Source organism: Ciceribacter lividus, assembly GCF_003337715.1.
Classification (GTDB): domain Bacteria; phylum Pseudomonadota; class Alphaproteobacteria; order Rhizobiales; family Rhizobiaceae; genus Allorhizobium; species Allorhizobium lividum.
On the sequence record NZ_QPIX01000007.1, the window covers coordinates 15,745 to 40,243 of the forward strand.

General features: G+C 60.1%; 27 protein-coding genes, 3 pseudogenes and 1 riboswitch. Of the genes and pseudogenes, 20 read left to right on the forward strand and 10 right to left on the reverse strand.

Annotated elements, in window-relative coordinates:
* Positions 1-6 precede the first annotated feature (6 nt).
* Positions 7-103: riboswitch (TPP riboswitch) on the reverse strand.
* Positions 104-232: 129 nt separating this feature from the next.
* Together DFR48_RS13040 and DFR48_RS13045 are read left to right on the forward strand one after the other, a co-directional pair.
* On the forward strand, positions 233-1,033 hold the full coding sequence (locus tag DFR48_RS13040) for an AraC family transcriptional regulator (RefSeq protein WP_114363594.1): 801 nt from the start codon (positions 233-235) through the stop codon (positions 1,031-1,033).
* Between the two features lie 78 nt (positions 1,034-1,111).
* Positions 1,112-1,723: a LysE family translocator gene (locus DFR48_RS13045; protein WP_114363595.1), complete on the forward strand. Its 612-nt coding sequence runs from the start codon at positions 1,112-1,114 to the stop codon at positions 1,721-1,723.
* 4 nt (positions 1,724-1,727) lie between these two features.
* Here DFR48_RS13045 and DFR48_RS13050 read toward each other — a convergent pair whose 3' ends face one another.
* Entirely contained in the window at positions 1,728-3,311 is a 1,584-nt protein-coding gene (locus DFR48_RS13050) for a peptide chain release factor 3 (RefSeq protein ID WP_114363596.1), read from the reverse strand.
* 91 nt (positions 3,312-3,402) lie between these two features.
* Between DFR48_RS13050 and dut the strand changes: the two genes are divergently transcribed.
* Positions 3,403-3,873 (forward strand): dUTP diphosphatase, encoded by a 471-nt coding sequence (dut, locus tag DFR48_RS13055; protein ID WP_114363597.1) that lies wholly within the window; start codon positions 3,403-3,405, stop codon positions 3,871-3,873.
* Here the strand turns inward: dut and DFR48_RS13060 are convergent.
* Complete coding sequence (locus DFR48_RS13060) at positions 3,870-4,328, reverse strand: Lrp/AsnC family transcriptional regulator (RefSeq protein ID WP_114363598.1); 459 nt, start codon at positions 4,326-4,328, stop codon at positions 3,870-3,872. The genes dut and DFR48_RS13060 overlap by 4 nt on opposite strands.
* Before the next feature lie 107 nt (positions 4,329-4,435).
* Here DFR48_RS13060 and DFR48_RS13065 point away from each other — a divergent pair, with 107 nt between their 5' ends.
* Both DFR48_RS13065 and DFR48_RS13070 read left to right on the forward strand, forming a co-directional pair.
* Positions 4,436-5,341, forward strand: coding sequence for a DMT family transporter (locus DFR48_RS13065; protein ID WP_114363599.1), 906 nt, complete (start codon positions 4,436-4,438; stop codon positions 5,339-5,341).
* Positions 5,338-5,640 carry an NIPSNAP family protein gene (locus DFR48_RS13070; protein WP_114363600.1) on the forward strand — a complete coding sequence of 101 codons (303 nt, stop codon included), beginning with the start codon at positions 5,338-5,340 and terminating at the stop codon, positions 5,638-5,640. The genes DFR48_RS13065 and DFR48_RS13070 overlap by 4 nt, the downstream gene beginning before the upstream one ends.
* Before the next feature lie 4 nt (positions 5,641-5,644).
* On the opposite strand, the gene DFR48_RS13075 is transcribed toward DFR48_RS13070, so the two are convergent.
* Entirely contained in the window at positions 5,645-6,277 is a 633-nt protein-coding gene (locus DFR48_RS13075; RefSeq protein ID WP_114363601.1) for a LysE family translocator, read from the reverse strand.
* Positions 6,278-6,418: 141 nt separating this feature from the next.
* Here DFR48_RS13075 and DFR48_RS13080 point away from each other — a divergent pair, with 141 nt between their 5' ends.
* Positions 6,419-7,036 (forward strand): LysE family translocator, encoded by a 618-nt coding sequence (locus DFR48_RS13080; RefSeq protein ID WP_114363602.1) that lies wholly within the window; start codon positions 6,419-6,421, stop codon positions 7,034-7,036.
* A 136-nt stretch (positions 7,037-7,172) separates the two neighbouring features.
* Positions 7,173-8,141 (forward strand): cysteine synthase A, encoded by a 969-nt coding sequence (gene cysK / locus DFR48_RS13085; protein WP_114363603.1) that lies wholly within the window; start codon positions 7,173-7,175, stop codon positions 8,139-8,141.
* A gap of 81 nt (positions 8,142-8,222) precedes the next feature.
* Here cysK and DFR48_RS13090 read toward each other — a convergent pair.
* Positions 8,223-9,125: pseudogene (locus DFR48_RS13090) on the reverse strand (YifB family Mg chelatase-like AAA ATPase); the annotation flags it as partial.
* A gap of 36 nt (positions 9,126-9,161) precedes the next feature.
* Here DFR48_RS13090 and DFR48_RS13095 point away from each other — a divergent pair.
* From DFR48_RS13095 to DFR48_RS22415, 4 genes and pseudogenes are all read left to right on the forward strand, one after another.
* Entirely contained in the window at positions 9,162-10,808 is a 1,647-nt protein-coding gene (locus DFR48_RS13095) for a recombinase family protein (protein WP_170141878.1), read from the forward strand.
* 321 nt (positions 10,809-11,129) lie between these two features.
* Positions 11,130-12,620, forward strand: coding sequence for a hypothetical protein (locus tag DFR48_RS13105; protein ID WP_147273539.1), 1,491 nt, complete (start codon positions 11,130-11,132; stop codon positions 12,618-12,620).
* Between the two features lie 551 nt (positions 12,621-13,171).
* Positions 13,172-13,864: pseudogene (locus DFR48_RS22410) on the forward strand (flagellin N-terminal helical domain-containing protein); the annotation flags it as partial.
* A gap of 810 nt (positions 13,865-14,674) precedes the next feature.
* A pseudogene (locus DFR48_RS22415) lies at positions 14,675-14,929 on the forward strand (flagellin); the annotation flags it as partial.
* Between the two features lie 34 nt (positions 14,930-14,963).
* On the opposite strand, the gene DFR48_RS13115 reads toward DFR48_RS22415, so the two are convergent.
* The 4 genes from DFR48_RS13115 to DFR48_RS13130 all read right to left on the reverse strand — a co-directional run bounded on the left by DFR48_RS13115 (position 14,964) and on the right by DFR48_RS13130 (position 19,220).
* Positions 14,964-15,653 carry a response regulator transcription factor gene (locus DFR48_RS13115; protein WP_114363608.1) on the reverse strand — a complete coding sequence of 230 codons (690 nt, stop codon included), beginning with the start codon at positions 15,651-15,653 and terminating at the stop codon, positions 14,964-14,966.
* 228 nt (positions 15,654-15,881) lie between these two features.
* The gene (locus DFR48_RS13120; RefSeq protein ID WP_114363609.1) at positions 15,882-16,697 is read right to left on the reverse strand and encodes a hypothetical protein; all 816 of its coding nucleotides are present in this window, start codon (positions 16,695-16,697) and stop codon (positions 15,882-15,884) included.
* 72 nt (positions 16,698-16,769) lie between these two features.
* Positions 16,770-18,686: a hypothetical protein gene (locus DFR48_RS13125; RefSeq protein WP_114363610.1), complete on the reverse strand. Its 1,917-nt coding sequence runs from the start codon at positions 18,684-18,686 to the stop codon at positions 16,770-16,772.
* Positions 18,687-18,731: 45 nt separating this feature from the next.
* Positions 18,732-19,220, reverse strand: a complete 489-nt coding sequence (locus DFR48_RS13130) for a hypothetical protein (protein ID WP_147273540.1) — start codon at positions 19,218-19,220, stop codon at positions 18,732-18,734.
* Positions 19,221-20,176: 956 nt separating this feature from the next.
* Here DFR48_RS13130 and DFR48_RS13135 point away from each other — a divergent pair.
* The 9 genes from DFR48_RS13135 (at position 20,177) to DFR48_RS13170 (ending at position 23,229) form a co-directional block, all read left to right on the forward strand.
* On the forward strand, positions 20,177-20,419 hold the full coding sequence (locus DFR48_RS13135) for a hypothetical protein (RefSeq protein ID WP_114363612.1): 243 nt from the start codon (positions 20,177-20,179) through the stop codon (positions 20,417-20,419).
* A 19-nt stretch (positions 20,420-20,438) separates the two neighbouring features.
* Entirely contained in the window at positions 20,439-20,606 is a 168-nt protein-coding gene (locus tag DFR48_RS21970; RefSeq protein ID WP_170141879.1) for a hypothetical protein, read from the forward strand.
* Between the two features lie 275 nt (positions 20,607-20,881).
* Positions 20,882-21,199: a hypothetical protein gene (locus DFR48_RS13140; RefSeq protein WP_114363613.1), complete on the forward strand. Its 318-nt coding sequence runs from the start codon at positions 20,882-20,884 to the stop codon at positions 21,197-21,199.
* Between the two features lies 1 nt (position 21,200).
* Entirely contained in the window at positions 21,201-21,452 is a 252-nt protein-coding gene (locus tag DFR48_RS13145) for a hypothetical protein (RefSeq protein WP_114363614.1), read from the forward strand.
* Between the two features lie 197 nt (positions 21,453-21,649).
* Positions 21,650-22,024: a hypothetical protein gene (locus DFR48_RS13150; protein WP_114363615.1), complete on the forward strand. Its 375-nt coding sequence runs from the start codon at positions 21,650-21,652 to the stop codon at positions 22,022-22,024.
* Between the two features lies 1 nt (position 22,025).
* A complete protein-coding gene (locus DFR48_RS13155; RefSeq protein ID WP_114363616.1) occupies positions 22,026-22,217 on the forward strand; it encodes a hypothetical protein in 192 nt (63 codons plus the stop codon).
* Positions 22,214-22,567, forward strand: a complete 354-nt coding sequence (locus DFR48_RS13160) for a hypothetical protein (RefSeq protein ID WP_114363617.1) — start codon at positions 22,214-22,216, stop codon at positions 22,565-22,567. The genes DFR48_RS13155 and DFR48_RS13160 overlap by 4 nt, the downstream gene beginning before the upstream one ends.
* 13 nt (positions 22,568-22,580) lie before the next feature.
* On the forward strand, positions 22,581-22,910 hold the full coding sequence (locus DFR48_RS13165) for a hypothetical protein (protein WP_114363618.1): 330 nt from the start codon (positions 22,581-22,583) through the stop codon (positions 22,908-22,910).
* A 4-nt stretch (positions 22,911-22,914) separates the two neighbouring features.
* Complete coding sequence (locus DFR48_RS13170; RefSeq protein ID WP_114363619.1) at positions 22,915-23,229, forward strand: hypothetical protein; 315 nt, start codon at positions 22,915-22,917, stop codon at positions 23,227-23,229.
* 499 nt (positions 23,230-23,728) lie between these two features.
* Here DFR48_RS13170 and DFR48_RS13175 read toward each other — a convergent pair whose 3' ends face one another.
* Positions 23,729-24,124 (reverse strand): hypothetical protein, encoded by a 396-nt coding sequence (locus DFR48_RS13175; protein ID WP_114363620.1) that lies wholly within the window; start codon positions 24,122-24,124, stop codon positions 23,729-23,731.
* A 3-nt stretch (positions 24,125-24,127) separates the two neighbouring features.
* Positions 24,128-24,487 (reverse strand): putative Ig domain-containing protein, encoded by a 360-nt coding sequence (locus tag DFR48_RS13180; protein WP_114363621.1) that lies wholly within the window; start codon positions 24,485-24,487, stop codon positions 24,128-24,130.
* Positions 24,488-24,499 lie beyond the last annotated feature (12 nt).

The following is a 24,499-nucleotide window of genomic DNA, read 5'->3' on the forward strand; positions in this document are numbered from 1 at the left end:
TGCAGCCCTCGCCCCGAAACGACTCCCTCCGCCAGCATGATCTGGTTCAGGTTCAAAGGGTCCTTCTCAGCCCGCCTGCCGGCGGACGCCCCTGTCTCGCCTTCCTCTCGCACAGAACGCCGCGGCTGTCACGCGAGCTCTTTCAGGGCTGGTTGCCCGCGAGGGACGAAACGGGCACTCTACATGATGCTGGCAGAGCCCACCCAGGCAGCATTTCGGAGCCGTCACGTGCATGAGTAAGGGCCGATTCAAAATTGCGAACACTGCGCTTTTCGGCGTGACCGCGGTCACTGCTGACACGCGACACAGCTTCCCGCGCCACACCCACGACGCCTTCGGTGTCGGGATCATCCGCCGGGGTGCGCAGAAATCCCTGAGCGGGCGCGGCGTGGTGGAGGCGGGCCCGGGCGACATCATCACCGTCAATCCCGGCGAAGTGCACGACGGCGCACCGATCGGAGACCACGGTCGTTTCTGGCAGATGCTCTACCTCCTGCCCGAGACAATAGCGGCCGCGACACTGGACATCACCGACGGCGGCAGTGGGACGTTCGAGTTCGAACATCCGGTCATCCGTGACGCCCGCCTCGCGGGGCGCTTTCGACAGTTGTTTGCCACGACGACGGCAGACGACGGGGCGTTTCTCGAGGGCGAAACAGGACTTCTGGCACTCGTCGCCTCCGTGTTGCGGCCGCGCGCGACGGCGGTCGCGACGAAGAGTGCCGGCATCCGGCGCGCTGCAAGACTGCTGGATGACGATCCAGCGCGCCCGGCAACTCTCGGAAGACTGGCGCAGGAAGCCGGCGTCAGCAAATTTCAGCTGCTGCGAGCATTCGTGAGGCAGACCGGGTTCACGCCGCACGCCTACCAGATCCAGCGGCGGATCGACATGGCACGACGCCTCATCGACGCTGGCTCTCCGCTTGCGGAGGCGGCAGCGACAAGCGGCTTCGCCGATCAGAGTCATATGACCCGCGCCTTCGTGCAGCGATACGGGGTGACACCCGGCGCCTATGCCGCGGCCATCCACTGAGAGCCTGCTGCAATTCTGTTCAAGACCAGCGGCCGTGTTCCAGTGTTTGCTTTGCCCTCCCATGCAAGGAGAGCTGCAATGACCCCTGAATACCTTATGACGTCGCTGATCATCATTCTTCTGCCCGGCACGGGCGTCATCTACACGATTGCCCACGGCCTCGGCGCCGGCCGGAGGGCGAGCATGATCGCCGCCTTCGGCTGCACGCTCGGCATCATTCCCCATGTCGCGGCGAGCGTCACCGGCCTTGCCGCGCTCCTTCACGCAAGCGCCCTCGCGTTCCAGGCCGTCAAGTATCTCGGGGTCGCCTATCTGCTCTTCATGGCATGGGGCATATGGCGGGACGAGGGTGTGCTTCAGGTCACCTCGGCCCGCGCATCATCGGGAGCAAGCAAGATCATCCTCGACGGCCTGCTCCTCAACATCCTCAATCCGAAGCTGTCGCTTTTCTTTCTCGCCTTCCTGCCGCAATTCGTTCCGGCGAACACGCCGAACGCATCCCTGCACATGCTGGTGCTGGCCGGCATCTTCATGGGGCTGACCTTCGTGGTCTTCATGGGCTATGGCGTCTTCGCCACGGCCACGCGGCGCCACGTCATCAGCCGGCCTCGGCTGCAGCTGTGGCTGCGGCGATCGTTTGCCGGCGCTTTCGCGGTCCTCGGGTTACGTCTGGCGCTCGCCGACCGATAGGAACTCACGCCGCCTTGGCGACGTGATATTCCTTGATGGCGACCATCTTGATGGCAGGGTACCGCTCCGCCTCGTAGCGGAGCGAGAATGCGTCCTGCGCCATGAACACCGGATCGCCGTCGAGGTCGCGGCACATATTGCCCCGCTGCTGGGTCATGAACTTTTCGAGTTCGGCCGGCTGATCAGCGGAGATCCAGCGGCAGACGGAGAAGCGCGGCATGTCGAAGGAAACCGGCAAGCCGTATTCCGCAGAAAGCCGCTCCTTCAGGACATCGAGCTGCAGCGCGCCGACGACGCCGACGATCGCCGGCGACCCGTCCTCCGGCTGGAAGAGCTGCACCACGCCCTCTTCCGCCATCTGCTGCAGGGCCTCCTTCAGCTTCTTCGCCTTCATCGCGTCCTCAAGCCGCACGCGGCGCAGGATCTCCGGCGAGAAGTTCGGCACGCCCTGGAAGACCAGCGATTCGCCTTCCGTCAGCGTGTCGCCGATCCGCAGCGTGCCGTGGTTCGGAATGCCGACGACATCGCCCGCATAGGCCGTGTCGGCAAGTTGCCGCTGGGAGGCGAAGAAGAACTGGGGTGCCGTAAGACCCATCTGCTTGCCGGTGCGCGACAGCCGCGCCTTCATGCCGCGCTCCAGCTTGCCCGAGCAGATGCGGGCAAAGGCGATGCGGTCGCGATGGTTCGGATCCATGTTGGCCTGAATCTTGAAGACGAAGGCCGTCATCCGGTCTTCGGCAGCGTGCACCGTGCGGATGTCTGCCACCTGGTCGCGCGGCGGCGGCGCGAATGCGCCGAGCGCGTTGATGAGGTCACGAACACCAAAGTTGCGCAGCGCAGAGCCGAAGAAGACCGGCGTCATGTGGCCTTCGAGAAATGCCTTGCGGTCGAACGGCCGGCAGGCCTCGCGGGCAAGCTCCAGTTCCTCGATGAAGGCTTGCCGTTCATTCTCCGGCAGGTGTTCGGCGACGCTCTGCGGGCCATTGACCTTCAACGGTTCGACCTGGGTGTCGGAGCCGCGGAACGTGTTGTCTGCCAGATTGTAGGAACCGCAGAAGGTCTTCGAGCGGCCGACCGGCCAGGTGACCGGCGCGGTGTCGAGAGCAAGCTTCTCCTCCACTTCGTCGAGGATCTCGAAGGGATCGCGGCTTTCACGGTCCATCTTGTTGACGAACGTGATGATCGGAATGTCACGCATGCGGCAGACTTCGAAGAGCTTCAGCGTCCGCGGCTCGATACCCTTGGCGGCGTCGATGACCATCACGGCGGCATCGACCGCCGTCAGCGTGCGATAGGTGTCGTCGGCGAAGTCTTCGTGACCGGGCGTATCGAGAATATTGAAGACCTTGCCATCGTATTCGAACGTCATGACCGACGTCACGACCGAGATGCCGCGCTCGCGCTCGATCTTCATCCAGTCCGAACGGGTCTGGATGCGATCCTTCTTCGCCTTCACCTCGCCGGCGAGCTGGATCGCCCCGCCGAACAGCAACAGCTTTTCGGTGAGCGTCGTCTTACCGGCATCCGGGTGCGCGATAATCGCGAAGGTGCGGCGGCGGGATACCGCCTCTGCAAGCGTTTCAGCCATGAGTGTGAATCCTGTGAATTGCCGCGTATCTAGCGATTAAAGGCCGGCATTGCAATTGACCTCGGGAGATCGCGCGCAAAGTAATGGAAGCATGAACATCCACAACGACATTCGCCCGACCGTCAAGCTTCTCCGTCTTCCCCATGGAGAGGACATCCCCCTGCCCTCCTATGAGACGGCGGGGGCCGCCGGCATGGACCTGCGCGCGGCCGTTGCCGAGGGCGCTCCGATGACGCTTGTGCCCGGCCAGCGGGCTCTGGTTCCGACCGGCTTCGTCATGGAGATCCCCGAAGGCTTCGAGGCGCAGATACGTCCGCGTTCCGGGCTCGCCTTCAAGCACGGCGTCACCTGCCTCAACACGCCAGGCACCATCGACAGCGACTATCGCGGCGAGGTCAAGGTGCTTCTCGTCAATCTCGGCGGCGAACCATTCGAGATCGGTCGGGGCATGCGGATCGCCCAGATGGTGATAGCGCCGGTCACGCAGGCGCGCATCACGGAGGTCACGGAGACTTCTACGACCGTGCGCGGTGCCGGCGGTTTCGGCTCGACCGGCGTCTAAATAACCGGCGGCAGACGCCGCTTGACGGTCGTCGACTTGATCATCGACGTGTTCGTCTGCGCCCGCTCCACCACACGTTCGAGGATGCGATCCAGATCGGTCATGCTGCGCACGGCCATACGGCAGATGAAGCAGTCATCACCTGTCACCTTGTCGGCCTCCGTAATCTCCGGCGTCTCCTGAATGATCCGCTCGACGACATGCAGCATGCCGGGCAGTGGCCGCACGCGGACAATCGCCTGCAAGGGATAGCCGAGCGCTTCCAGCTCCACATCCGCACTGTAGCCGGTGAGTACGCCGCGCTCTTCGAGTCGTCGCAGCCGCTCCGAGCAGGCCGGGGAGGAGAGCCCGGCGCGGGCGGCAAGTTCCTTGAGCGAAAGGCGAGCGTCTTCGGCAAGCGCTTCGACAATCTTCCGGTCGGCGCCATCCAGAAACTGAAGGAAATGCGTATTCACCGGCGTTTCTCCTAACTTTATTCTGCCTAAATCATTATATGCCTCATTTCGAGAAAGCAAATCCGCATTCGTCTTGACTAGACTGCAACCATCCCAAGGAGGTTGCCATGTCACCCACAATCAAGAGCGGAATCCTCGATATGACCGTTGCCATGGTGCTGTCCGGCACCATCGGCTGGTTCGTCCTGAAGTCGGGGCAGTCGCCCGTCAATGTTGTCTTCCTGCGCTGCCTGATCGGTGCTCCGGTTCTCGCGCTGCTTGCGCGCCGGGCGGGCATGCTCACCCTGCTCGACTGGCGCCGCCTGCTCTTGGCCATGCTCGGTGGCGTCGCGCTCGTCCTCAACTGGCTCGCCCTCTTCTCGGCCTATCCGCTCGCTTCCATCTCGGCGGCAACGATCGTCTACAATGTCCAGCCGTTTATGCTCGTCGGCCTCGGCGTGCTCTTCCTCGGAGAAAAGGTCTCCGCCAGCAAGCTGGTCTGGCTCGGGCTTGCCTTTGTCGGCATGCTGGCCATGACCCTGTCCGGCCCACCGGTGGAAGGGAACGCGCAGGGCAATTATCTGCTGGGCATCCTGCTCGCGGTCGCCGCTGCCTTCTGCTATGCCGTCGCGGCCTTTGTGACCAAGCGGCTCAAGGGCACGTCCCCCTATCTGATCGCGCTCGTCCAGGTGCTCACCGGCATTGTCATGCTGGCGCCCCTCGCCGACTGGCAAGCCCTGCCGTCGGCGCCCCAAGACTGGGCCATGGTGGCGACGCTTGGCATCGTCCACACCGGAGTGATGTATGCGTTTCTCTATTCGGCGATCCAGAAGCTGCCGGTCGTCCTGACCGGCACGCTGTCCTTTCTCTATCCGGTCGTGGCAGTGATCGTGGACATGTCCGCGTTCGGACATGTATTGACGCCCGTGCAGGCGCTCGGTGGTGCTGCCATTTTGTTCGCGGCCATCGCGACCACGCTCAATCTCGCGCCAAGAGCGCTTCTCCTGCCGAAGAGAAGGGTCTCCCAACGATGATAACCTGCTATCTCCGCTATGTGATCGATCCCTACAAGGTCAGGGAATTCGAGCACTATGCGCGGCTCTGGATACCGCTGGTCGAGCGGCTCGGTGGCACGCACCACGGCTATTTCCTGCCACATGAGGGCGCAAACAACATCGCGCTGGCGCTGTTCAGCTTTCCTTCGCTCGCCGACTACGAGGCGTACCGGCAGAAGATGGCCGACGACATCGAATGCCAATCGGCTTTCGCCTATGCGGACGAGACCCGTTGCATCCTCAGCTACGAGCGGAGCTTCATGCGACCGCTGTTCTGAGCCGTCAGCGCTGGGCTTCCGTTGCCATGCGCACTGCAAGCCCGGCGAGAACCGTTCCCATCAGCCAGCGCTGAATGGTCATCCAGAAGGGTCGCCCGGCGAGAAAGAGCGCGATCGCGCCGGCACTCACCGCGATCATGGCGTTGACGGTGACGCTGATCGTGATCTGGGTGAACCCGAGAACCACCGATTGAACAAACACGCTGCCGGAAGACGGATCGATGAACTGCGGCAGCAGCGACAGGTACAGCACCGCCACCTTCGGATTAAGCAGGCTCGTGACGAACCCCATCGTGAACAGGCGCCGGGACGAATCCTTCGGCAGCTCGCGAACCTGAAAGGGTGAGCGCCCGCCCGGTCGCAATGCCTGCCACGCAAGCCATGCGAGATAGGCGGCACCTGCAAGGCGCAGGGCGTCATAGGCATAAGGTACCGCCAGCACCAGAACGGTGATGCCGAGCGCCGCCGACAGCATGTAGAAGACGAAACCGAGCGCCACGCCGCCGAGAGAGACGAGACCCGCTGCCGGCCCCTGGCAGATCGATCGCGACACGAGGTAGACCATGTTCGGTCCCGGAGTGAGCACCATACCGAGACAGATGAGATCAAAGGCGAGAAGCGAGGCGGTGGACGGCATGGCGTGTCTCTTCAATGAAAGGCTGCACAAGTGGAAAGCAGAAGGAAACGACACCAGCAACCATGATCGTGTCACCGTTGCAAGTTTGCCGCTGATCGGTTAGCCGTGCGAACATTCGTTCATCCGACCGGGGAGCCCGTCATGACCGCCGCCACGCTGCTCGCCTATGCCGGCGCACTCTTCATCGCGGCAGCCATTCCCGGCCCCGGTATGACGGCAATCGTGGCGCGGGCGCTCGGCTCGGGCTTCCGTCCGACCTTCTTCATGGGGCTCGGGCTGATCCTCGGCGATCTCTGCTACCTGACGGCGGTCGTCCTCGGCCTCTCCTATTTGGCCCAGACATTTGTGACGCCCTTCCTCGTCATCAAATATGCCGGCGCCGTCTATCTCGGCTACATCGCCTACAAGCTCTGGACCGCCGGCCTGCTGCCGCAGGAGGTCCAGGCGCGCAAGGGCGGCGGCCTTGGTGCCTCCTTCCTCTCGGGCCTTTTCGTGACGCTCGGCAATCCGAAAACGATGCTCTTCTACGTCGCTCTGGTGCCGACGCTGATCCCGCTCCAGTCGATCAGACCGGCGGACTATGCCGCACTTGCCGGAATCACTTTCGTCGTTCTGCTGGCCGTGCTCATCCCCTATATCGTGCTTGCGGCACGCGCACGCACCCTGCTCAAGCAGCCTTCTGCGCTCAAGCTCCTGAACCGCGTGGCCGGCAGCATTCTGGCGAGCACCGCCGCCTATATCGCCGTCCGATCCGCCTGAAATAAATATTTGAGACCTTCGCCCAACCGGCGTGATTTTTCTCCCCCGACGGCTTGCCGTAGGCAAAGGGTTCTAGCCGGGTGGGGACTTTGATCCTATTGTGCGCTCACCAAAACCGTACTGCAGGGAGAGCACCATGTCCGACACGAAGAAACCCGGCCGCGGCCGTGTTTACAGCTCCATTCTCGAAACCATCGGCGACACGCCGATCGTCCGGCTCGACAAGCTGGCAAAGGAAAAGGGTGTCAAGGCGAACCTGCTCGCCAAGCTCGAATTCTTCAACCCGCTCGCCTCGGTCAAGGACCGCATAGGTCTCGCCATGATCGAGTCGCTCGAACAGCAAGGCAAGATCAACCCCGGCAAGACGGTGCTGGTGGAACCGACCTCCGGCAATACCGGGATCGCGCTTGCCTTTGCGGCCGCCGCCAAGGGTTACCGGCTGATCCTCACCATGCCGGAAACCATGTCGATCGAACGCCGCAAGATGCTCGCACTGCTCGGGGCCGAACTGGTGCTGACGGAGGGGCCCAAGGGCATGAAGGGCGCGATCGCCAAGGCAGAGGAGCTCGTTTCCGCGCTGCCCGACGCCGTCATCCCGCAGCAGTTTGAGAATCCGGCCAACCCTGAAATTCACCGCAAGACGACCGCCGAGGAGATCTGGAACGACACCGCCGGCGCCGTCGACATCTTCGTCTCCGGCATCGGTACCGGCGGCACCATCACCGGCGTCGGCCAGGTGCTGAAGGCCCGCAAGCCTTCGCTCAAGGTCGTTGCCGTCGAACCCGCGGACAGCCCGGTCCTGTCCGGCGGCAACCCCGGTCCTCACAAAATCCAGGGCATTGGTGCCGGCTTCGCTCCGAAGATCCTCGATACGACGATCTATGACGAGATCGTCACCGTAACCAACGACGAGGCCTTCGAGAATGCACGTCTCGTCGCCCGTCTCGAAGGCGTGCCGGTCGGCATCTCTTCCGGTGCTGCCCTCGCGGCGGCAATCAAGATCGGCCAACGCGAAGAAAACGCCGGCAAAACCATCGTCGTCGTGATTCCCTCCTTTGCCGAGCGCTATCTTTCGACCGCACTCTTCGAAGGACTCGGAGGCTGAGGCACGCGCCTTCGCGATCCGCCATCAAGAATCATCTGCCGCTGATCCGGCCGTCCCTTCGGGCGGCCGGATCTTGATTGTTTACGCCGCCGCCGACAAACGCTCGGAGGGAATACGATAGGAAATCGCCTCGGCGACATGGATACGCCCCAGCCGGTCGGCGCCGTCGAGGTCGGCAAGCGTACGGGCGACTTTCAGGACACGGTGGTAGCCGCGGGCCGAGAATCGGAACTTCTCCGCCGCATCACGCAGGAGTTGCAGGCCGGACGGGTCAGGCTCTGCGAGCGTTTCGATCAACGCCGTCGAGCAGCGGGCATTGGTCATGACCTCCGGCAGCCCGGCCAACGCGAAACGCTCCCGCTGCCGATCCCGTGCCCGCCGGACACGTCGCGCGACCTCCGCGCTCGGCTCGGCCGCCATCGGGCGGATGAGATCAGTTGCCGCCACGGCCGGAACGTCGATCCGGATATCGATCCGGTCCATCAGTGGACCGGAAATCCGCCCCTGATACTCGGTGAGACAGCGCGGCCCTCTGGCACAGCTGTGCCCGGGCTCGCCCGCCAGCCCGCAGCGGCACGGATTCATGGCCGCTATCAGCTGGAAATCGGCGGGATAGGTGACACGATGGTTGGCACGGGCGATCACGCATTCACCCGTTTCCAGTGGCTGCCGCAATGCATCGAGCACCTGCGGCGCGAATTCCGGCAGCTCGTCGAGAAAAAGCACGCCTTTGTGGGCGAGTGACGCCTCTCCGGGCTTCGCCCGCAACCCGCCGCCGACGAGAGCCGCCATCGTGGCGGAATGATGCGGCGTGCGAAACGGTCGCCGGTCGGAGAGCTTGCCGCCGGACAATTGCCCGGCGATCGAATGGATCATCGAGACTTCGAGGAGCTCGGGCGCAGAGAGCGCGGGCAGGATCGACGGCAGGCGCGAGGCCAGCATGGATTTGCCGGAACCGGGAGGACCAACCATCAGCAAATTGTGCTACATTAATGCACCTCAATCTGCTAAGTGATGGCAATGACACCGAAAGCCTACTCATACATCCGTTTTTCCACTCCTGAGCAAGCCCGCGGCGATTCCCTTCGACGCCAGACGATGAAGGCGGAAGCCTGGTGCGCCGAACGCGGCGTCGAATTGGATGACTCGCTGCGCGACCTTGGGATCAGTGCATATCAAGGTGCCAACCGGATAACGGGTGCACTCCGATCCTTCCTTGACATGGTCGAGAAAGGGCAAATCGCCCGCGGCTCGTATCTCATCGTCGAAAGCCTGGATCGCCTTTCGAGAGAAACGGTGATCGATGCTGCCACTCAACTCTTTGCCCTCATTCAGGCTGGCATAGTCGTAGTCACGCTCAGCGACGGCCAAGAGTACTCCTCCGATCGCCTGCGGCAGGACTGGACTCCCCTTATCATTTCCTTGGCCGTCATGGCCCGCGCACACGATGAGAGCCGCGTGAAGAGCGAGCGAGTCGGAGAAGCATGGCGGCAGAAAAAGGCAGCCGCGCGGGCGGAAGGCCGTCCATTGACGCCTCGATGCCCAGAATGGCTTGAGGTTCGGGACGGCGCATTTGTGGAACGCCCGGAAAGGGTCACTCTGGTCCGACGTATCTTTCAAGAGACGATCGAGGGATTCGGCCGTCGCGAAATCATGCGTCGATTGAATGTGGAGGGTGTACCTACTTTCCGAGGCGGAAAAGGTTGGCAGACGTCAAGCATCGCCAAGGTTATCCAGAGTCGGGCAGTTCTCGGAGAGTACCAGCCTCACAGCGGGACTCACAAGAATCGCAATCGAAAACCGGACGGCGACTCCATCCTAAATTATTACCCCCGCATCATCGATGATGAGACTTTCTGGCGAGCTCAAAACGCTACTGCGGGACGGCGGCAATCGGCGGCGGGGCGAAAGGGGAAAAACGGGGCTCACATCCTTCAAGGTCTGGCCCGCTGCGCTTCCTGCGATGGCCCCATGCATATCCAGAACAAGGGGAAACCACCGAAAGGTGGCATCTATTTCGCGTGTTCGAGGAACGTTCGGAAAGCGGGGTGCGACAATGACCGGCGCATTCGGGTTGACCTCCTTGAGAGGGACTTGTTGACGGCGCTGCTTCACGTCGACGTTGCTGCTCTGGCATCTCTGGATGATGAGACCCCTCAGATGCTTCGACAGATCGAAGCGCTGAAAGCAAAACTCGCCGACGCGAAGGCTCGACGCACTCGCTTGCTATCGGTTCTTGTGACCGAAGATGAAGAGGTTCAGGAGCAGTTTGTTCAGGTAGCCGCTGAGGTGAAGGAACTTACGAAACGACTGAAAGAGCAAGAAAAGGCAGCGGCCAGCAGGCAAGCCGATCCAGGCATCATCGTGCGCTTGACGACGGCAAATGAACTGTCCGGACAGCTAGAAGAAGCAGACCTCGAGAAGCGACGGGAACTCCGCATCAAACTGTCATCCTTGTTGCGTGGGCTGGTGGAGCGCGTCGATTGCCGGCCCATCGGGCCAGTCATGATCCTCAAGCCACGCCTGGAAGTGCAGATGAAAGGGGTCATGCCGTTCGCATTTCGCATGGACCTCGGTATCGTCTCAATGCTGCTTGAGTCCTCACCCAACAAGGACGCCTTGGATCAATTCTTCGTCGGGCTCGGCGGCGCATCCGGAATGGATTGAGGGCATCGCCCGAGCGCTAGCGCGAGGGCGATGAAACCCAGTCGCCCCGCGAGGGGCGTGAGGCCCTTCCCAGGGGGAGGGCCGCAGCACCGTCCTTAGGACGGGGTGGGGGGATGGAAAGCATCACGTATTTGTACGTGATGGCAGCGTCACATCGTTAGGGATGCGGAACTAATTTTCGGCGCTTGACCCGTGCGCCGTCGCGCATGACCATAAAAAAACACCACGTCACAGGGCGGGAACCCTCAGTGGTGCTTTTTGGAGTAGCAAGATGATCATTGCCGTTGGCGCGATTGCTGTAAAGCCCCCCGTCTTCGAACGGTGACCGCAAGGCTGGGACATATCCCAGCCGACCCAGAGCCCAACTATAAAAGTTTCAGTGTTGACAACTCGGACGCGCACGTATTTTCGGCGCGCCCCGCAACGTTCCAGTACGACGCCTTCGGCCCCGGTCAACATCTCCGGGTTCTTCATCCAGAAAACCACAACAGAAACGGTGTTCGTAAAGGTGTCGTCTCCTTCGCCCAGCGCGTGGCTGACGGCGGCAAGAACTGGAAAGAATGGACGGTCCCGATCGGTGGAGACGCAATTCTTCATGCCGAGGACATGCTCCGCCGCACCAGCGGCGAGGATATCTATGTCAGTCAACAGGCCTTTGGCCGCTGGCGCGGTATCGCCGACCTCACGGCCATCGGTTCGAACTACGTCGATCTGGACTACCACAACCGGAAACGGTGGCAGGGACGCCCAGCAGCCGATGTAGCCGCCGCGGTATTGTACAAACTCGAAGAGGGCGGCTTGCCCCTTCCATCCTACATCCTGTCGACTGGTCGCGGCCTGGTATGTGTCTGGCTTACCGAGCTTCTGCCGTTCGCCGTACTCCCCCGCTGGAACCTAGTGCAGAAGGTCTTTGCGGAGGTCCTGACGGAATTTGGAGCTGACAAGCGGGCGCTCGATGCCGCCAGAGTGTTCCGGCTTTCCGGAAGCACCAATTCGCGCGCTGAGTGGGATCGGCGTCAGGTAGGTATGGTCTGGTGCCAGGGAACGCCCGAAGCGCCGAGCCGCCACCAGTTCGCAACGCTGGCTGACGAGGTTCTACCCTTCACCCAAGCCGAATTGGTGTCGCTGCGCGCCGCGCGCGCCACCCGGAAGGCCGAAGGGCTGGATAGCCACGTCAAGCCCGCGCAGCGCCTCACACAGACGAGTTGGTGGGCAACTGCATTCGAGGACCTTCAGCGTCTTCGTAAACACCGAAGCCCTGAGACCGGCGCGCTTCCACCTGGTCACCGCGACGTCTGGATATTCCTTGCCGCCAATGCTTTGTCTTGGACTGACGTTCCGGACGTCATGAGCCGCGAAATTACGATCCTCGCGAGACAGGTGACGAACTGGACAGATGCGGAGACTGACGCCCGCCTCAGCGCGGTCATCAAGCGAGCGAAACGAGCCGCGGCTGGCCTCAAGATGGACTTCCGCGATCGCGAAGCTGATGCACGATACAAGTTCAAGGCATCAACGATCGTCGAATGGCTGGGTATCGAGCCGGCCGAACAGCGAGCGGCTGGGCTTCGGGCTCTCGTGGACGAGGACCGCCGCAGAGAACTCAATACCGAGAGAACCCGGCAGAGCCGGCACCGCCGCGGCGCTGCCGATCGATCCACCCAACAGACGGCCCGCCTCGATCTCGGACAGAAGTGCCTCTATCTGGCGGCAAAAAACGGCATGAACCGCGCCGAACTCGCCACGCACTTCGGCGTGTCGACGGGCCAGATTTCCAAGGCAATGGCGGAAGCGAAGGTATTCGCAAAATAGATGGAATTCCGCGGCAATTCGGCCCCGTCACGATTCGTCGCGGTGTATGGTGTTTACCAACGCCTGGGGGAGGCCGAAGGCCTGGGGGTGCTTGCACCCCCGCCCGTTCCTATAAATAATCCTGCTCTTTATCGATCTCGATGCCTGCCCCAGGCACTAAGCCCCAAAAACCGGACACGGAATGCCTCCCCGGGTGCAGTCGGTCCCGGTTCCCGCCGTAACCGGCCGCGCTATGCTGGCGCTCCTGCGGCTGACGTAGATTCCGAAACCACATGCGCGAATTCCCGCGTCATCTTCGTGAACGAGGACCGTGATGCTTGCCGCTCCGATACGCTTGCCTTGATCGCCCCAACAAGCGTTGTCATTCCCGCATCCCAATCCGCTTCTCGTCTCCGTGCGCCCCGTCGAGCCGGTCTCCGGATGGGTATTTTCACCCTGCCGCTTCGCCATTTCCGTTAACACTTCGTGAACCATAATCCGCTCGGGACATAAGACCCACGCTGGCGTCATGACGACACCGACTGTTAAGAATCCTCTCTTCGGCGTTTATCATGGCGAGCATTCGTATCAATTCGTCCGCGCTGGCGGCGCTCCAGACACTGCGGTCGCTCAACTCCAGCTTGGCCAACATCCAGGCCCGGGTCGGCTCCGGAATGCGTGTTGCCGTCGCCGCCGACAACGCCGCATACTGGTCCATCTCCACAACCATGCGCTCGGACAACATGGCTGTCTCGGCTGTCTCCGATGCCCTGGGGCTCGGTGCGGCGAAGGTGGACGTGGCCTACGCAGGCATGACGGACGTTATCGACGTCCTCTCGGAGTTCAAGGCAAGGCTGGTCGCTGCCGAAGAAGATGGGGTCGACAAGGCTATGATCCAGGTCGAACTCGATCAGTTGAAAGAGCAGGTCCAGAGCATCGCGACATCGGCAAGCTTCAGCGGAGTCAATTGGCTGAACACCGAGATAGATGACATTTACGACAACACTCTCAACCGGACATCGGTCGTCTCCTCCTTCACGAGGGACGAGTCCGACGGGGTTTCGGTCAAGAGAATGGACGTCGACCTGTCGCGAATCTCGCTCTTCAACAGCACCGGGGGCGGGCTGCTTCAGGCCGATCCCCGCGATCTCGGAACGCTTGGAGGACTACGCTTTCCTCTGGTTTCCACGGGTTCAATGAGTACCTATAGCGCCGACAACACAAGCGGGACGGCCCCTGGCCCCATTGGCATCACGTTCAGCGGTCCGCTGACATTCGCTGTCGGCGACGCGATCTCGTTCGACCTGACGGTGGATGCAGACAATCCGGCAGATGGCATAGACCCACCGTATTTTCCTGGGCAGACCACACACATAGTAATCGATCGGGCGACCGTCGATGCGGTTCTTCCAAGCGCCAGCGGGGTCATCTCGACCTACAAGGAGTATGCGGCGGTCCTGAACCACGTACTTTCCGGGGCCGGAGCAATGGTGCAAACCTACTGGGAGTACGACCCTCCTGGCCAAACGACAACCAAGGTCGATGTCCCCGACCTTATCGGGATCGTCTACTTGGGCAACTCTTCTCTGGATGGCTCTTCCATCCAGATATCGGGTTTCACGAGTTCCGTCGGCAGTGGCGGGCTGGGGGATACCGCGATAGACTACGGCGTCCGCCGCTCTTCCATGACGCTCGATTTCGAACCGTTCAGGGTCTACGAGAACGTCATCGTCACTTTCGGTTTCCGTATCGACCGAGAGAGTACGGGTACCTTCTCGTTCGACAAGGCATACGTCAATTCTCTTCTTGGTGTCGAAGACGGAATGGTCGCCACTTCGGATGACATGGCGACGCTCCTGAACTCGCTCATCAATCGCCCCGAGGTCATCATCGAGGCCATCGACGGCAGCACGGTAAGTGTGCGTACCGATCCTGCCATTGATCGAAAGTCGGGTTCCAAGAGCCACATTGGCTTCTCGGGGATCAACGTCAACATCGAGCCGCTCCCCAAGATGAATTTCCTGGACATAGACATCGAGCAGAGCCCCAACGAGCTTGACAACTACATCGCCTACATCGATGCGGCGGCGGGAAGGCTCGTCGATGCAGCTGCGGTTCTCGGTTCGATCGGAAAGCGAATCGACATGCAGTCCGAATTCGCCAACAAGCTCATGCACACGATCGACAAGGGCATCGGCCGTCTGGTCGACGCCGACATGAATGAGGAATCTACCAGACTCAAGGCGTTGCAGACGCAGCAGCAGTTGGCGATCCAGTCGCTCCAGATCGCCAATTCGAACGCAGAGAACATCATACAGCTGTTCCGCTAGTCGTCCGTATCGACCTCGCTCACGGCTGGAGGTGTTACGCGGAAGCCGACCGCGAACGTTCGAGATGAGTGGCGATCAGCATCGCCACCAGGTGAACCGTGTTTCGTGCCCCGTAGCGCTGCTTCATCCGTTCCAGCCGGTGCTCTACAGTGCGGTGCGAGATGCCAAGGATTGTCGCAATTTCCTTCGCGGTCGCTCCCTCGATAAGAAGCTGGACGATGGCCTCGTCATCGACATCCAGCTTTTCGCGCCGTTGTGGCGGACTGAGCAGGAACTGCGCGTATGATGACGAGATGATCCATTGCGGGCGGCCGGCGTTGCGCTGCGGCAGTAGAATGCGGTCGTAGCTGAGGTTGACGCCGAACAGCCTCGTCTTGATCAGCTCCATCGACGGCTGCTGACTGTCCAGCACCTGCAGAAGCCGCGGGATCACCGCCTCTTCCATGTAGCTTTGGTCTTTGAAATCGCCGATATAGCAGTCGGCGAATATCTTGTTGATGTTGAGAATGCGGGTGGTGAAACCGGAATGGCGGATGGCCTTCATAAACCATCTTTTCGGATCGTCACCTTCAACCGCAAACACCGTCAGGCGCATCTTGATCGACAGCATGTCTAGTATGTCGCGATACACCACGTCCGGCGCGGCCGGTTGAGCGGGGTCCGTCTGGAGCCAGTTGTCGAGCATCTTGCGCGTGATCGCGCTGAAGGGTGTTTCTTTTGCCATTGCCCTGCATGTCGGTGATATTGCTGCGCAGAGTACAATCTAAAGAAGAGGCGAAGGGCAACAGGGTAGAGATGCCCGGTCGGAGACGTCCACAGGCTAAACCGCGTGAACGCTCAAGCGGCATATCTCCCGCAGGGAAATAGGTGCCGCGTCAGCACGGCCCAAGGTCCATTTCTGAAGAAGAATCGTGCTACACGACGGCATATGGTGCATTCGTTCCACCGACCGTTAGTCGCCCCAACTGACGAATTTCAGCGTCGAGTTTCCATTGTTCTTGTAGCCGATGACCTTGCACCCGTTCTTCGCGCGGACAGGCGCGGGACCTTTGAGAACCAGGGTGTGCCATCCCTTCTGTCGGCCAGAGACCTCGTATGGGGCTGGTTCGCAACCCTTCTTGAATACATACGCCGTTCCCTTGACGATCGCATTGTCGTTGTAGGGGTCCCATGGTGCGCTGGCTTTGAAGAGTAGCGCGCCTGGCTTGACGGTCCCCGCGATCGATTTCTTGGGGTCGCGATACACGATAGTCCCTGCGCTAGGGCTGATGACCATAGCCGAACCGTTGTGATCGAAGATGCTGCGATCGTCGATCATCGCTTGTGCATCGTCGTCACTGAGAGCAGATGCCACTGTCTCGTTCGCTGGAGTGCCAATGACCGGGTCGTTCACGAAATACTGGTCCAGCGGCTGCGGACCGCAGTTTGGCGACATCGTACCAGACGAATACAGTCTGCCATCGCTCTGGATTGTCAGGTAAAAGTAATAGTTGCCGTAAGGGTCATATGCGACGGGCCCGCCGAACCCCTTGTCATACACCGCATCGACCGACCACTTGCATGTCTCGCCTTTCCCCTCGATGGAAAAGGCAATCTCGACCGTCTTCCGTGATTTCGTGTCGTCGATATCGAGATGACAGGTCTGGCCTTCGCCGCAGACACGCGACCAACGCCCCCGGAAATCCTCTCGGCTGGCTGCTGCTGACACGGTGCTCACCGAGGTTGCAACGGAGACCAACGCGATGGACGCGGCAACGATCAATTTCATGAATTAAGCCCCACTGATGTTCAATCGCGCCGGCCGCCATTCCCACGGCGGTCGGCATTCGTATTTCGTTGGTTATGGATGGCAGGCGGTTGTGCGCATGATGCAGGCGGTCACGATCTCCACCTTTGCGCCCTGCTTCGCCAGGATCGCCTTCGTATTCTCATCCTCGGTGCCGACAACCCAATCGGCATCGCCTTCCGATGGGGTAAGAACGAAGTGCAGAAGCCCTTCTCCTTCGCGTGCACGCTCCATCTTCATGTCCATCGAGTGCGTTTTCCACGCCAGGTATCCGCTGGTAGCAAACGAGAGCTGCGCCCCCATTTTGGTGGCGTTGCAGATCAGGTCCTTCACGGCGGCGTTCGAACTACCCCCGGATTCCCGCACGGAGACCGAGCTTTCAAGCAATTCCGAAGACGCACCCGAGGACGCAATAGCCTGCTCGCACTTCAACGCATCCTTCTTCTCGGCCATCACCTTTTTAGCGTCGGAACATACGTCGTAGACCTTCGAAGCCGCGCGATTCGAAAGCGTCGATGGGAGCGTATTGCAGAGCTTGTCCGCGGCCTCCGCCGCAGCGGTGTCCGGCGCGGCATCGGCAAAGGCCGCATTGACTTGGGCGACCGCCTGTTCGGACTGCTTGGCGGCAATCGTCTCGTTTGCAGACTCACAGGTCTGGCGGATCATGTCCCGCCTGTCGCCAGCCATGTCCGAAAGATCGTCCAGTATCTCGCAGGCCTCCGAAACCGCCGTCGCCATCTCCGGCTGGTCGATGGAATAGCGCGCCGACCGTTCTCCGATCGAAGCCAGGCTGACGTTCAGCAATTCCTCGCGCCGGGCATCCAACGGCACGCCGAAAAAGCGCTGGTAGTCGCTCGAATGCCTGGAGATGGATTGAACCAGCATCTCGTCCGGCTGTAGGTTCTTCGTTTCAACCAGCGTGTCCATTGTCACAGGCAAGGCCAGAAGGCGCGACTGTTCTTTCAGCAAGGAGAGGACGAGTTTTTGCTTCTCTTGTATCTCTGGCCATTTACTCAGCAGTTGATGCGCATAATCCTCGGACACCTCATCGCAGTTACGCATGCCCGAGAGGAGGTTTTCAGCAAGGGCGCGCGTCCAGTAGTCGGAAGGTAGGCCGACCGCCAATTCCAGTTTGGCGAAGTTGAAATACGGGTCCGCTTTCAGAATCCCCTGCAGGCGCTGGCAAGCGATTTCCTTCCCGACATACAGCGCTTCCGCGGGCGCTCCGCCGCTTGCCGCGTATCGGTCGGCCGCCTGTTGCATCATCGTGGACGTCGCCTCCAACCCATCCCGACGACGCATGAACCGCGATGTATCGGAAAGGGCTGTAAAAAGACGCTCGGCGAAAGCCTTCTTGTCCTCATCCGTAGCGAGCGGGCGCGAAGCGATATCCTTGACCACGGTTTCTCGATAACGGGTCCAGAACGCCTCCTCCAGTTCGCTGTAGCGCTGCATGTAGCTCTGTCGGTCGAGTTCAGGCAGCGCGTAGATGATGGGCGGGAGCCGCGTCCTATCCGCCACCTTCGCGGCGATATCGTCACTGGGTTCGGGTGTCTCCATCAGCGCGAAGAGTTCGTCGAATCGGTCCTTGGCACTTTGAGAACGGCTGACCGCGAATGGCGAACAATCAGACATCGGCGATCCCGCCATCCAGATCGCCCGGATTGTCTGGCCATCAGCAATGAGGCCAATACGCGGGTTGCCGTTGGCATCGTAGAGTTGATGGCCATTCGGGCCTTTGCGTTCAGTCAACTCAAGCCATTCCACCTGGTTCGAGTCGAGCTGTTGGTAATAGACCGTTGTGGCAACTTCGCCCGACAGTCCTTTCGATATGTTCCAATCCGTCGCATATTCCTGACCAGAGCAAACGAAGCTGCCGGTGTAGTAGAGGTCTTCGGATTCCTCGGCATGGGCGGAATTCGAACAAACAAGCAGGGCTGCGGCGCAAACGGTCGCAAGAAGGTTTTTCATTTTCAATTGAGACTCCGGGAGATGAAGATTTCGGCGTGGCTGAAATCAGCGGCGACGGCCAGACCAAACTTGCCAGGCGCTGCCGAGCAGCAGCAGGACGAGCGCGAGGGTGCCGCCCGCCAGGGACAGGCCGCGCATTGATGAGAGCTGCCGGGCATTCGCCGATCCAAGCATCTGCGCCATCTGTCGGTCCGCGTTGCTCATTTCGTTCATGCCGTTCAAAAGCGTCATGGTAGCGTAGAGAGCAATTCCGACAGCGATGACCAGTCCCGCAATTTCAAGGACGCGGACATACGTCTGCGCCTGAGGGGCGAACCGCGCGACAAGCCCAGCCAGGAAAGCCAGCGGAAGCAGGTAGGCGACGCCACCCAGAAAATGCGGTGAAGCAAGCGCCAATCCGCCACCGAACCCCATGACCTTGATATTGATGACCGGGAGCGCGACAGACGCTACCGAGAGAACGGCAAGGCCCGTCGCCAGAATGACTCCGCCTTTACCCACCGAAGGAAGACAATTTCCCTGAAGATTTGCCACAATCAGCCCCTACGTTAATATAGCAAAGGGCTTCACTCACCCTCGGAACCAAAATCCGAGAGTTTCCTTGTGTTTTCTAAAATCACGCTGGGTAGAAATACCCTACTTCGACATTCAGGGGTTCCCAAATTTCATCAGTCTTAACGCCTGATGAAGGGGAGGCACCAAAACAGCATTCTGGCGCTTTCTAGGTTGGGGGAATTCTCACACACACTTCGAGGCATCCGCGACGAGCCGCCTGATGGTACGGGGATGGAGTTCATAACACCTAGCCCACCTTCTAGGTTGCGGTGGGTTGGTAATCCAGACCAAACCGGAATGCCTCCCCGGGGGCAGTCGATCCCGGGTCCCGCCGTGCCGGCGGCGCTATGCTGACCCTCCTACGGCTACCCCGAGAACCGGTCTCGGCATGCGCGAATTCCCGCGACATCCCCCGTGACGGGGATCGCTATGCTTGCCGCTCCGATGCGCTCTTTTTCTCCCACAGGCGCGGTTCTCGCGCGGGAATGGTTCCTGGTGGCTATTTTGAAGCGACCGTGCTCTACGTGGCCATATGCAAATCCGTACAGCACCGATTCCTTTACGGATGATCTGAACTACGTTTCAATCCGTTTTCCCACCCTCACCGCCAAGCCTACCGACATGCTCGCTCTGTCAACGACATTGCCGTCCTCCACTCCGTTCCAGCCCTGCGGGTGACTGCCGCTGTGCGTGCCGGTCGGATTGGAAGCATCGGGACGGGGAACATCAAGAGTTCCGCCCGTAGGGCGGGTCCGATTCCCTCTGGGGGCATCGAACAGGGAACAGGCCCTTCGTTTCAGAATCCCTAAAATCCTACCGATCCCGTTAACCGCCCCTCCGGCACAACGCAACCATGCCGCGTTATCTCCTGGGCTCGATTCTCGCGCCGTGATAGAAAGAAAGGGTAGAGAAATCAGAGACGGAAGGCGATCCTGATGGAGATCAAGAGAACAACCATTCCGGGCCTGACCTTCGCCGTAGAGGTCGAGGAGGTTAACCACAGGGACCATTCGGGCGGCCTCATCTGCTACCTCGCCTCGCTCTACCGGCTCGATCCCAAGACGAAGGCCCGACACCTTGTCCGGCGTTCTCGCATCCCCGGAGCCGCCGACGACATGCGCCGCGAGTTTCAACAGGGCGGCATCAAGGCGTTCCGTCGCCTCGAAGCCTCAGCCTGAGAACCAGGAGAACACTCCAATGCTCGCACTTCGCATCCTCGGCTTCCCGATCGCAATGGCAGCCTTCGCCGTCCTCTACGTCATCGCCACCAAGGCACCCGAGGCGGTCGAGATGACGAATATCATCCTTTGGCTCTTGCTGCCCGCGGTAGTCATTGCGAAGAGCGCGAGACGCATTTGGAAGTGAAATATTTTTCCAAGAGTTCGCCAGTTCGGAACCGCTTTCACGTCCACGTCGACGTAATCTAAGACCTCAGAGAGTGGCGGCGTCTTCGATTTCACCGAAATCAAAGAACTCGATCCACGTTTAGGCAAACGAGTTCTTTAATAAATTATTTCAATATCTTAGCTCATCCCCCTATTGGAGATTTTCCATTATTCTGTATCCTCATTCCCGTCCTCACGACTGAGGGACGGACAGTAACACTCATACTCACGAATAGGAAAACAGGAGCGTAGACGATGATTTCAGCGAAGCGGTTGAGAATTCATCAAGGGGCGATGCACCGTACATTTAGCGAGCAGGAGGCGAAGCGCCGACTGCAGAAGATCGAGGAAGTGCGGTCGGAAGTGGCCGACATTATCCCCTCAATCCCGGAAGCTTCCTTCAACGTCGCCGTAGAACACCTACCGTCGCGTGTCATCGACCAGTTGGAGGTGTTGGACCTCCGCCATGTCATCTTCGGCATGATCGCTTACGCCGACAAGGCGCACGGCCTCAATGACTCGGACGCGGCGAAACTCTGGCTGGCCATGACCACACCCAAAAAGGAGAACTGAAATGAACCTGAAACTGCAATTCATGGGCTGGAAGCCTGACGCTGACGTCTGCGGGGAAGCCGCCGGTATGGCGTTCGGCAAGCGCGTCCTCGACCTCGTCGTCACTTATTGCGGCGACGGGTCATTCTTCTGGGAAGTCGTAGACGATGACCTCACCGACGCGCGTATCGCGTTCGGCACAGTCACCAGCGCCGCCGAGGCGCGCCGCGCTGCCGAAACCGCCGTACGCCGCGCGTTCATTCGCGCTGCCTGAAAAATATCTAACGGCGTGATTTTCTATTTGCCGCCGATCTCACGCCGTGAGGCCGCAATCATCGCCGTAAAAAACTTCACCGCCGGCGCATTTTCCCTCTTGCGCCGACATCGGAATGCTCCAACACTTTGTATGTGGACAGTCACAAACGCACTTCTCCACATCACATGATCTCCTGAAAAATGGAAACAAAATCAATGGATAACGTGCCTTTGCGCGGCGGCGAAGCCGTGCCCGCAGGTCAACTGAAAGGGAATGGAATGTACATCAGTAAAATCATCGACGGTCTCCGCTACAACACGGCGACGGCAGAGGAAATCTGCTCTTTTGAGAATGATTCCGACAGGGGGGATTTCCGGTACGAGGTCACTTCCCTTTACCGAACACCGCGCGGACGTTTCTTCGTCGCAGGGCACGGTGGAGCGATGACCCGGTGGGCTCAGCCTGTCCAAGGCGGACAGGCTGGTGGTAAAGGACTGCATCCCGTCAGCACCGCGGAAGCCCGCGAGTTCGCCGAGCAGTACGCCGACGAGGACATGGTTGCCCGCTTCTTCGTGATCGAGGATGCATGACATGGCTCAGGCACCCTTCACCCACCGCGTCCGTCCATCGCGCAGAGGCCATGCAGACAGACTGACCGTGAACCTGCCTGCAGGAACGCTCACGGCGCTCAAAGTCCACGTTGCGCAACACAAAACGACGATCCGAGAGGTCGTTACCAACCTCATCGAACGGGAAATCATCAACCAAGGAACGCACTCATGAACACGGAATTCAAATTCGACGACTTCGGTTTCGACGGCAATCTGGCGATTGTCGATCCCGATGGCAACTATGAATGGATTGAGCCGCAAATCTCCTCCATTCCTTCGGAAGCCTGTATCCGCCTCGAACTGGTCACCGATGACGGCGAAGGCGATGATGATGCCCGCCAGGCGCTACGCGATCTTCTTGAAGAAGATTACACGGTCGATATCCGGTGCGACTTCCATGACGAAACCGACATTTCTCGGGCTGTGAACGAGGCCGTGGCCATCCGCGACCGATTCCTTGCTGGGGATTACACGCCGCTACGCGCCCAGTGCGAACGCGAAGCCGCGAACGTGGAAACATAAGGAGATACCGACAATGAACTTCGACACCTGGAAGAACCTCGATCCCGTCGAGGACGTTGCCCGCAAACTAGGCTTCAACATTGGCAGTTGCCGAAGCTGGGACGACTACAGCAGCCGCTTCCAAGCCGCCAACGACAGGGACGTGGGCCATCTGGTCAAGCGAGCCAAGGAGCTCGCCGGCGTCCTTTCGACAGGCGAACTCCCCGTCCTGCAAGCGATGCTTCATGCCGCCGACTTCTCGCGTCAGGCCGACGAGATTTCCGAGGAACGGACGTGGAGGCGTCTTGACTACACCCACGGCGACAACGCGACCGCCGTTGCCCTCGCCATCCTGCGGCAGTAGAACGATGGCCGACGTCGCCCTGGACCACAAGAAGCGTCAGGCAGCGTATGCGGCGATGCACCGGCGGAAGGCGAAAGCCCTCCGCCGCCCCGACGCCCGCGCGATCGCAGACGCCTACATGGTCGCCGTCGAGGGAGGCGGGTTGGAACGGATGATGCGCGTCTACATCGGAAAGCTCGCGCCGGACTGCGACGTGGACGCCCGAACACGGGACGCTGTGGAACTGGTGCGATCCGTCGCGGTCCTGGTCCTTCTCGACAAGGGCTATGATCTCGGCCAGATCAAGGACAAGCTGGCATCCTTGACACCCAAACGGTGAAAAGGGCGGCATTTCTGCCACCCTTTTGTATCCGCCTCATGGCGGTCAACGATAACACTATATATTTCAGAGCCGCCTTTCGGCGGTCGAAACCCTCCCGTGAAGAGAGGAAGTCATCTCTGCGGTTGCAGAGCAAATTCTAATAGCGATGAAGCATCTCTATTTAGAACGGTACACCCCCGCGTTTGCAGGGAAACCACTCGCGGGGATCGATAACCGGACAATTCAAGTCCAAAGACCTGATCTATCCTAATCCCTCTAGGGGAAACGTAAGATGTAAAGGCAATTTCTTGCCGTTACGGCTCTTCTAAGCCCTCAAGGGGAAAATTAATCACCGAAGTTTCTTGCGTCCCTTCGATGTTTTAATGATGTCCGATGCCACAGCATCCGTCAACAAGAAAATAAGGTCACCTCAATAAAAACAGTAAGTTGTAAATTGTATTTTAAAACTTGTTCCGTATCGGAACACTGGGAACCATGTCTTAACTCTGTGCGCGTTTCAGTGTCGGCAGCGTACTTCTTCATCCAGTTTGGCGAGTGCCGCCTGGTCGCCGCCCAGGTCCTCCAAAGCCGCCACCCTGTACCTATCCGCCTCGTCCGTCCACTCGGCCATCCATTCAGCTAGATAGCCATAGCGGGGATGCTGACGCAGCTCCTCCAAGAACTCCCCGCGGAGATAGACGACAAGACCGGGACGGCCAGTCTCAACCCGTTCCCGGTTAAGCTGGGAACGCCACCTTTCGGCAAGCTCGGGTTCGCAGTCGTGAAGATGTCCCATGAGCCGCACGGCAACATCTACGTGTTGCAGCATCCTCTCACGGCTCCACAACACCATGTCGAATGGAGTAATGACCATCCGGTGAAAGTCGGCGTCGATGTCGTCGGGCTTTTCCATGTCTCACCTCGATTCAATGTTCATCGTCAAGACGCCGCTGGTCTGTTGACCTGTCCCGGCATCGGTGACGGACACCGCGAGCTCATGTTGTCCCGGCACGGGCACCCCCGTAAACTCCCGTGTTTTCGGGTCGTAAGTCATCCAGTCCGGCGTTGACGTTGGCACGACCTTCACGGCCCCCGTCGAACGCGAAACGACGACACTCACGGTCAACGGCTGACCTGCTTTGAGACGGTCAACTGGCGACGTGTCGGGACTGGTGAACTCGACCTTGAGCGCGTAGGTGGGAAACTTGAAGGTTTCCGTCGACGCACTCCCCGCGATCGATGTCGCCAGTACGGCGGCGGCGATAGAAGACTTCATCCGCACGCCCTC

Bases quoted from the DNA above. Each gene is read 5' to 3' on its own strand.
- DFR48_RS13040 (WP_114363594.1), top strand. From the start codon at position 233: ATGAGTAAGGGCCGATTCAAAATTGCGAACACTGCGCTTTTCGGCGTG.
- DFR48_RS13045 (WP_114363595.1), top strand. From the start codon at position 1,112: ATGACCCCTGAATACCTTATGACGTCGCTGATCATCATTCTTCTGCCC.
- DFR48_RS13050 (WP_114363596.1), bottom strand. From the start codon at position 3,311: ATGGCTGAAACGCTTGCAGAGGCGGTATCCCGCCGCCGCACCTTCGCG.
- dut (WP_114363597.1), top strand. From the start codon at position 3,403: ATGAACATCCACAACGACATTCGCCCGACCGTCAAGCTTCTCCGTCTT.
- DFR48_RS13065 (WP_114363599.1), top strand. From the start codon at position 4,436: ATGTCACCCACAATCAAGAGCGGAATCCTCGATATGACCGTTGCCATG.
- DFR48_RS13070 (WP_114363600.1), top strand. From the start codon at position 5,338: ATGATAACCTGCTATCTCCGCTATGTGATCGATCCCTACAAGGTCAGG.
- DFR48_RS13075 (WP_114363601.1), bottom strand. From the start codon at position 6,277: ATGCCGTCCACCGCCTCGCTTCTCGCCTTTGATCTCATCTGTCTCGGT.
- DFR48_RS13080 (WP_114363602.1), top strand. From the start codon at position 6,419: ATGACCGCCGCCACGCTGCTCGCCTATGCCGGCGCACTCTTCATCGCG.
- cysK (WP_114363603.1), top strand. From the start codon at position 7,173: ATGTCCGACACGAAGAAACCCGGCCGCGGCCGTGTTTACAGCTCCATT.
- DFR48_RS13095 (WP_170141878.1), top strand. From the start codon at position 9,162: ATGACACCGAAAGCCTACTCATACATCCGTTTTTCCACTCCTGAGCAA.
- DFR48_RS13115 (WP_114363608.1), bottom strand. From the start codon at position 15,653: ATGGCAAAAGAAACACCCTTCAGCGCGATCACGCGCAAGATGCTCGAC.
- DFR48_RS13120 (WP_114363609.1), bottom strand. From the start codon at position 16,697: ATGAAATTGATCGTTGCCGCGTCCATCGCGTTGGTCTCCGTTGCAACC.
- DFR48_RS13125 (WP_114363610.1), bottom strand. From the start codon at position 18,686: ATGAAAAACCTTCTTGCGACCGTTTGCGCCGCAGCCCTGCTTGTTTGT.
- DFR48_RS13135 (WP_114363612.1), top strand. From the start codon at position 20,177: ATGGAGATCAAGAGAACAACCATTCCGGGCCTGACCTTCGCCGTAGAG.
- DFR48_RS21970 (WP_170141879.1), top strand. From the start codon at position 20,439: ATGCTCGCACTTCGCATCCTCGGCTTCCCGATCGCAATGGCAGCCTTC.
- DFR48_RS13140 (WP_114363613.1), top strand. From the start codon at position 20,882: ATGATTTCAGCGAAGCGGTTGAGAATTCATCAAGGGGCGATGCACCGT.
- DFR48_RS13145 (WP_114363614.1), top strand. From the start codon at position 21,201: ATGAACCTGAAACTGCAATTCATGGGCTGGAAGCCTGACGCTGACGTC.
- DFR48_RS13150 (WP_114363615.1), top strand. From the start codon at position 21,650: ATGGATAACGTGCCTTTGCGCGGCGGCGAAGCCGTGCCCGCAGGTCAA.
- DFR48_RS13155 (WP_114363616.1), top strand. From the start codon at position 22,026: ATGGCTCAGGCACCCTTCACCCACCGCGTCCGTCCATCGCGCAGAGGC.
- DFR48_RS13160 (WP_114363617.1), top strand. From the start codon at position 22,214: ATGAACACGGAATTCAAATTCGACGACTTCGGTTTCGACGGCAATCTG.
- DFR48_RS13165 (WP_114363618.1), top strand. From the start codon at position 22,581: ATGAACTTCGACACCTGGAAGAACCTCGATCCCGTCGAGGACGTTGCC.
- DFR48_RS13170 (WP_114363619.1), top strand. From the start codon at position 22,915: ATGGCCGACGTCGCCCTGGACCACAAGAAGCGTCAGGCAGCGTATGCG.
- DFR48_RS13175 (WP_114363620.1), bottom strand. From the start codon at position 24,124: ATGGAAAAGCCCGACGACATCGACGCCGACTTTCACCGGATGGTCATT.
- DFR48_RS13180 (WP_114363621.1), bottom strand. From the start codon at position 24,487: ATGAAGTCTTCTATCGCCGCCGCCGTACTGGCGACATCGATCGCGGGG.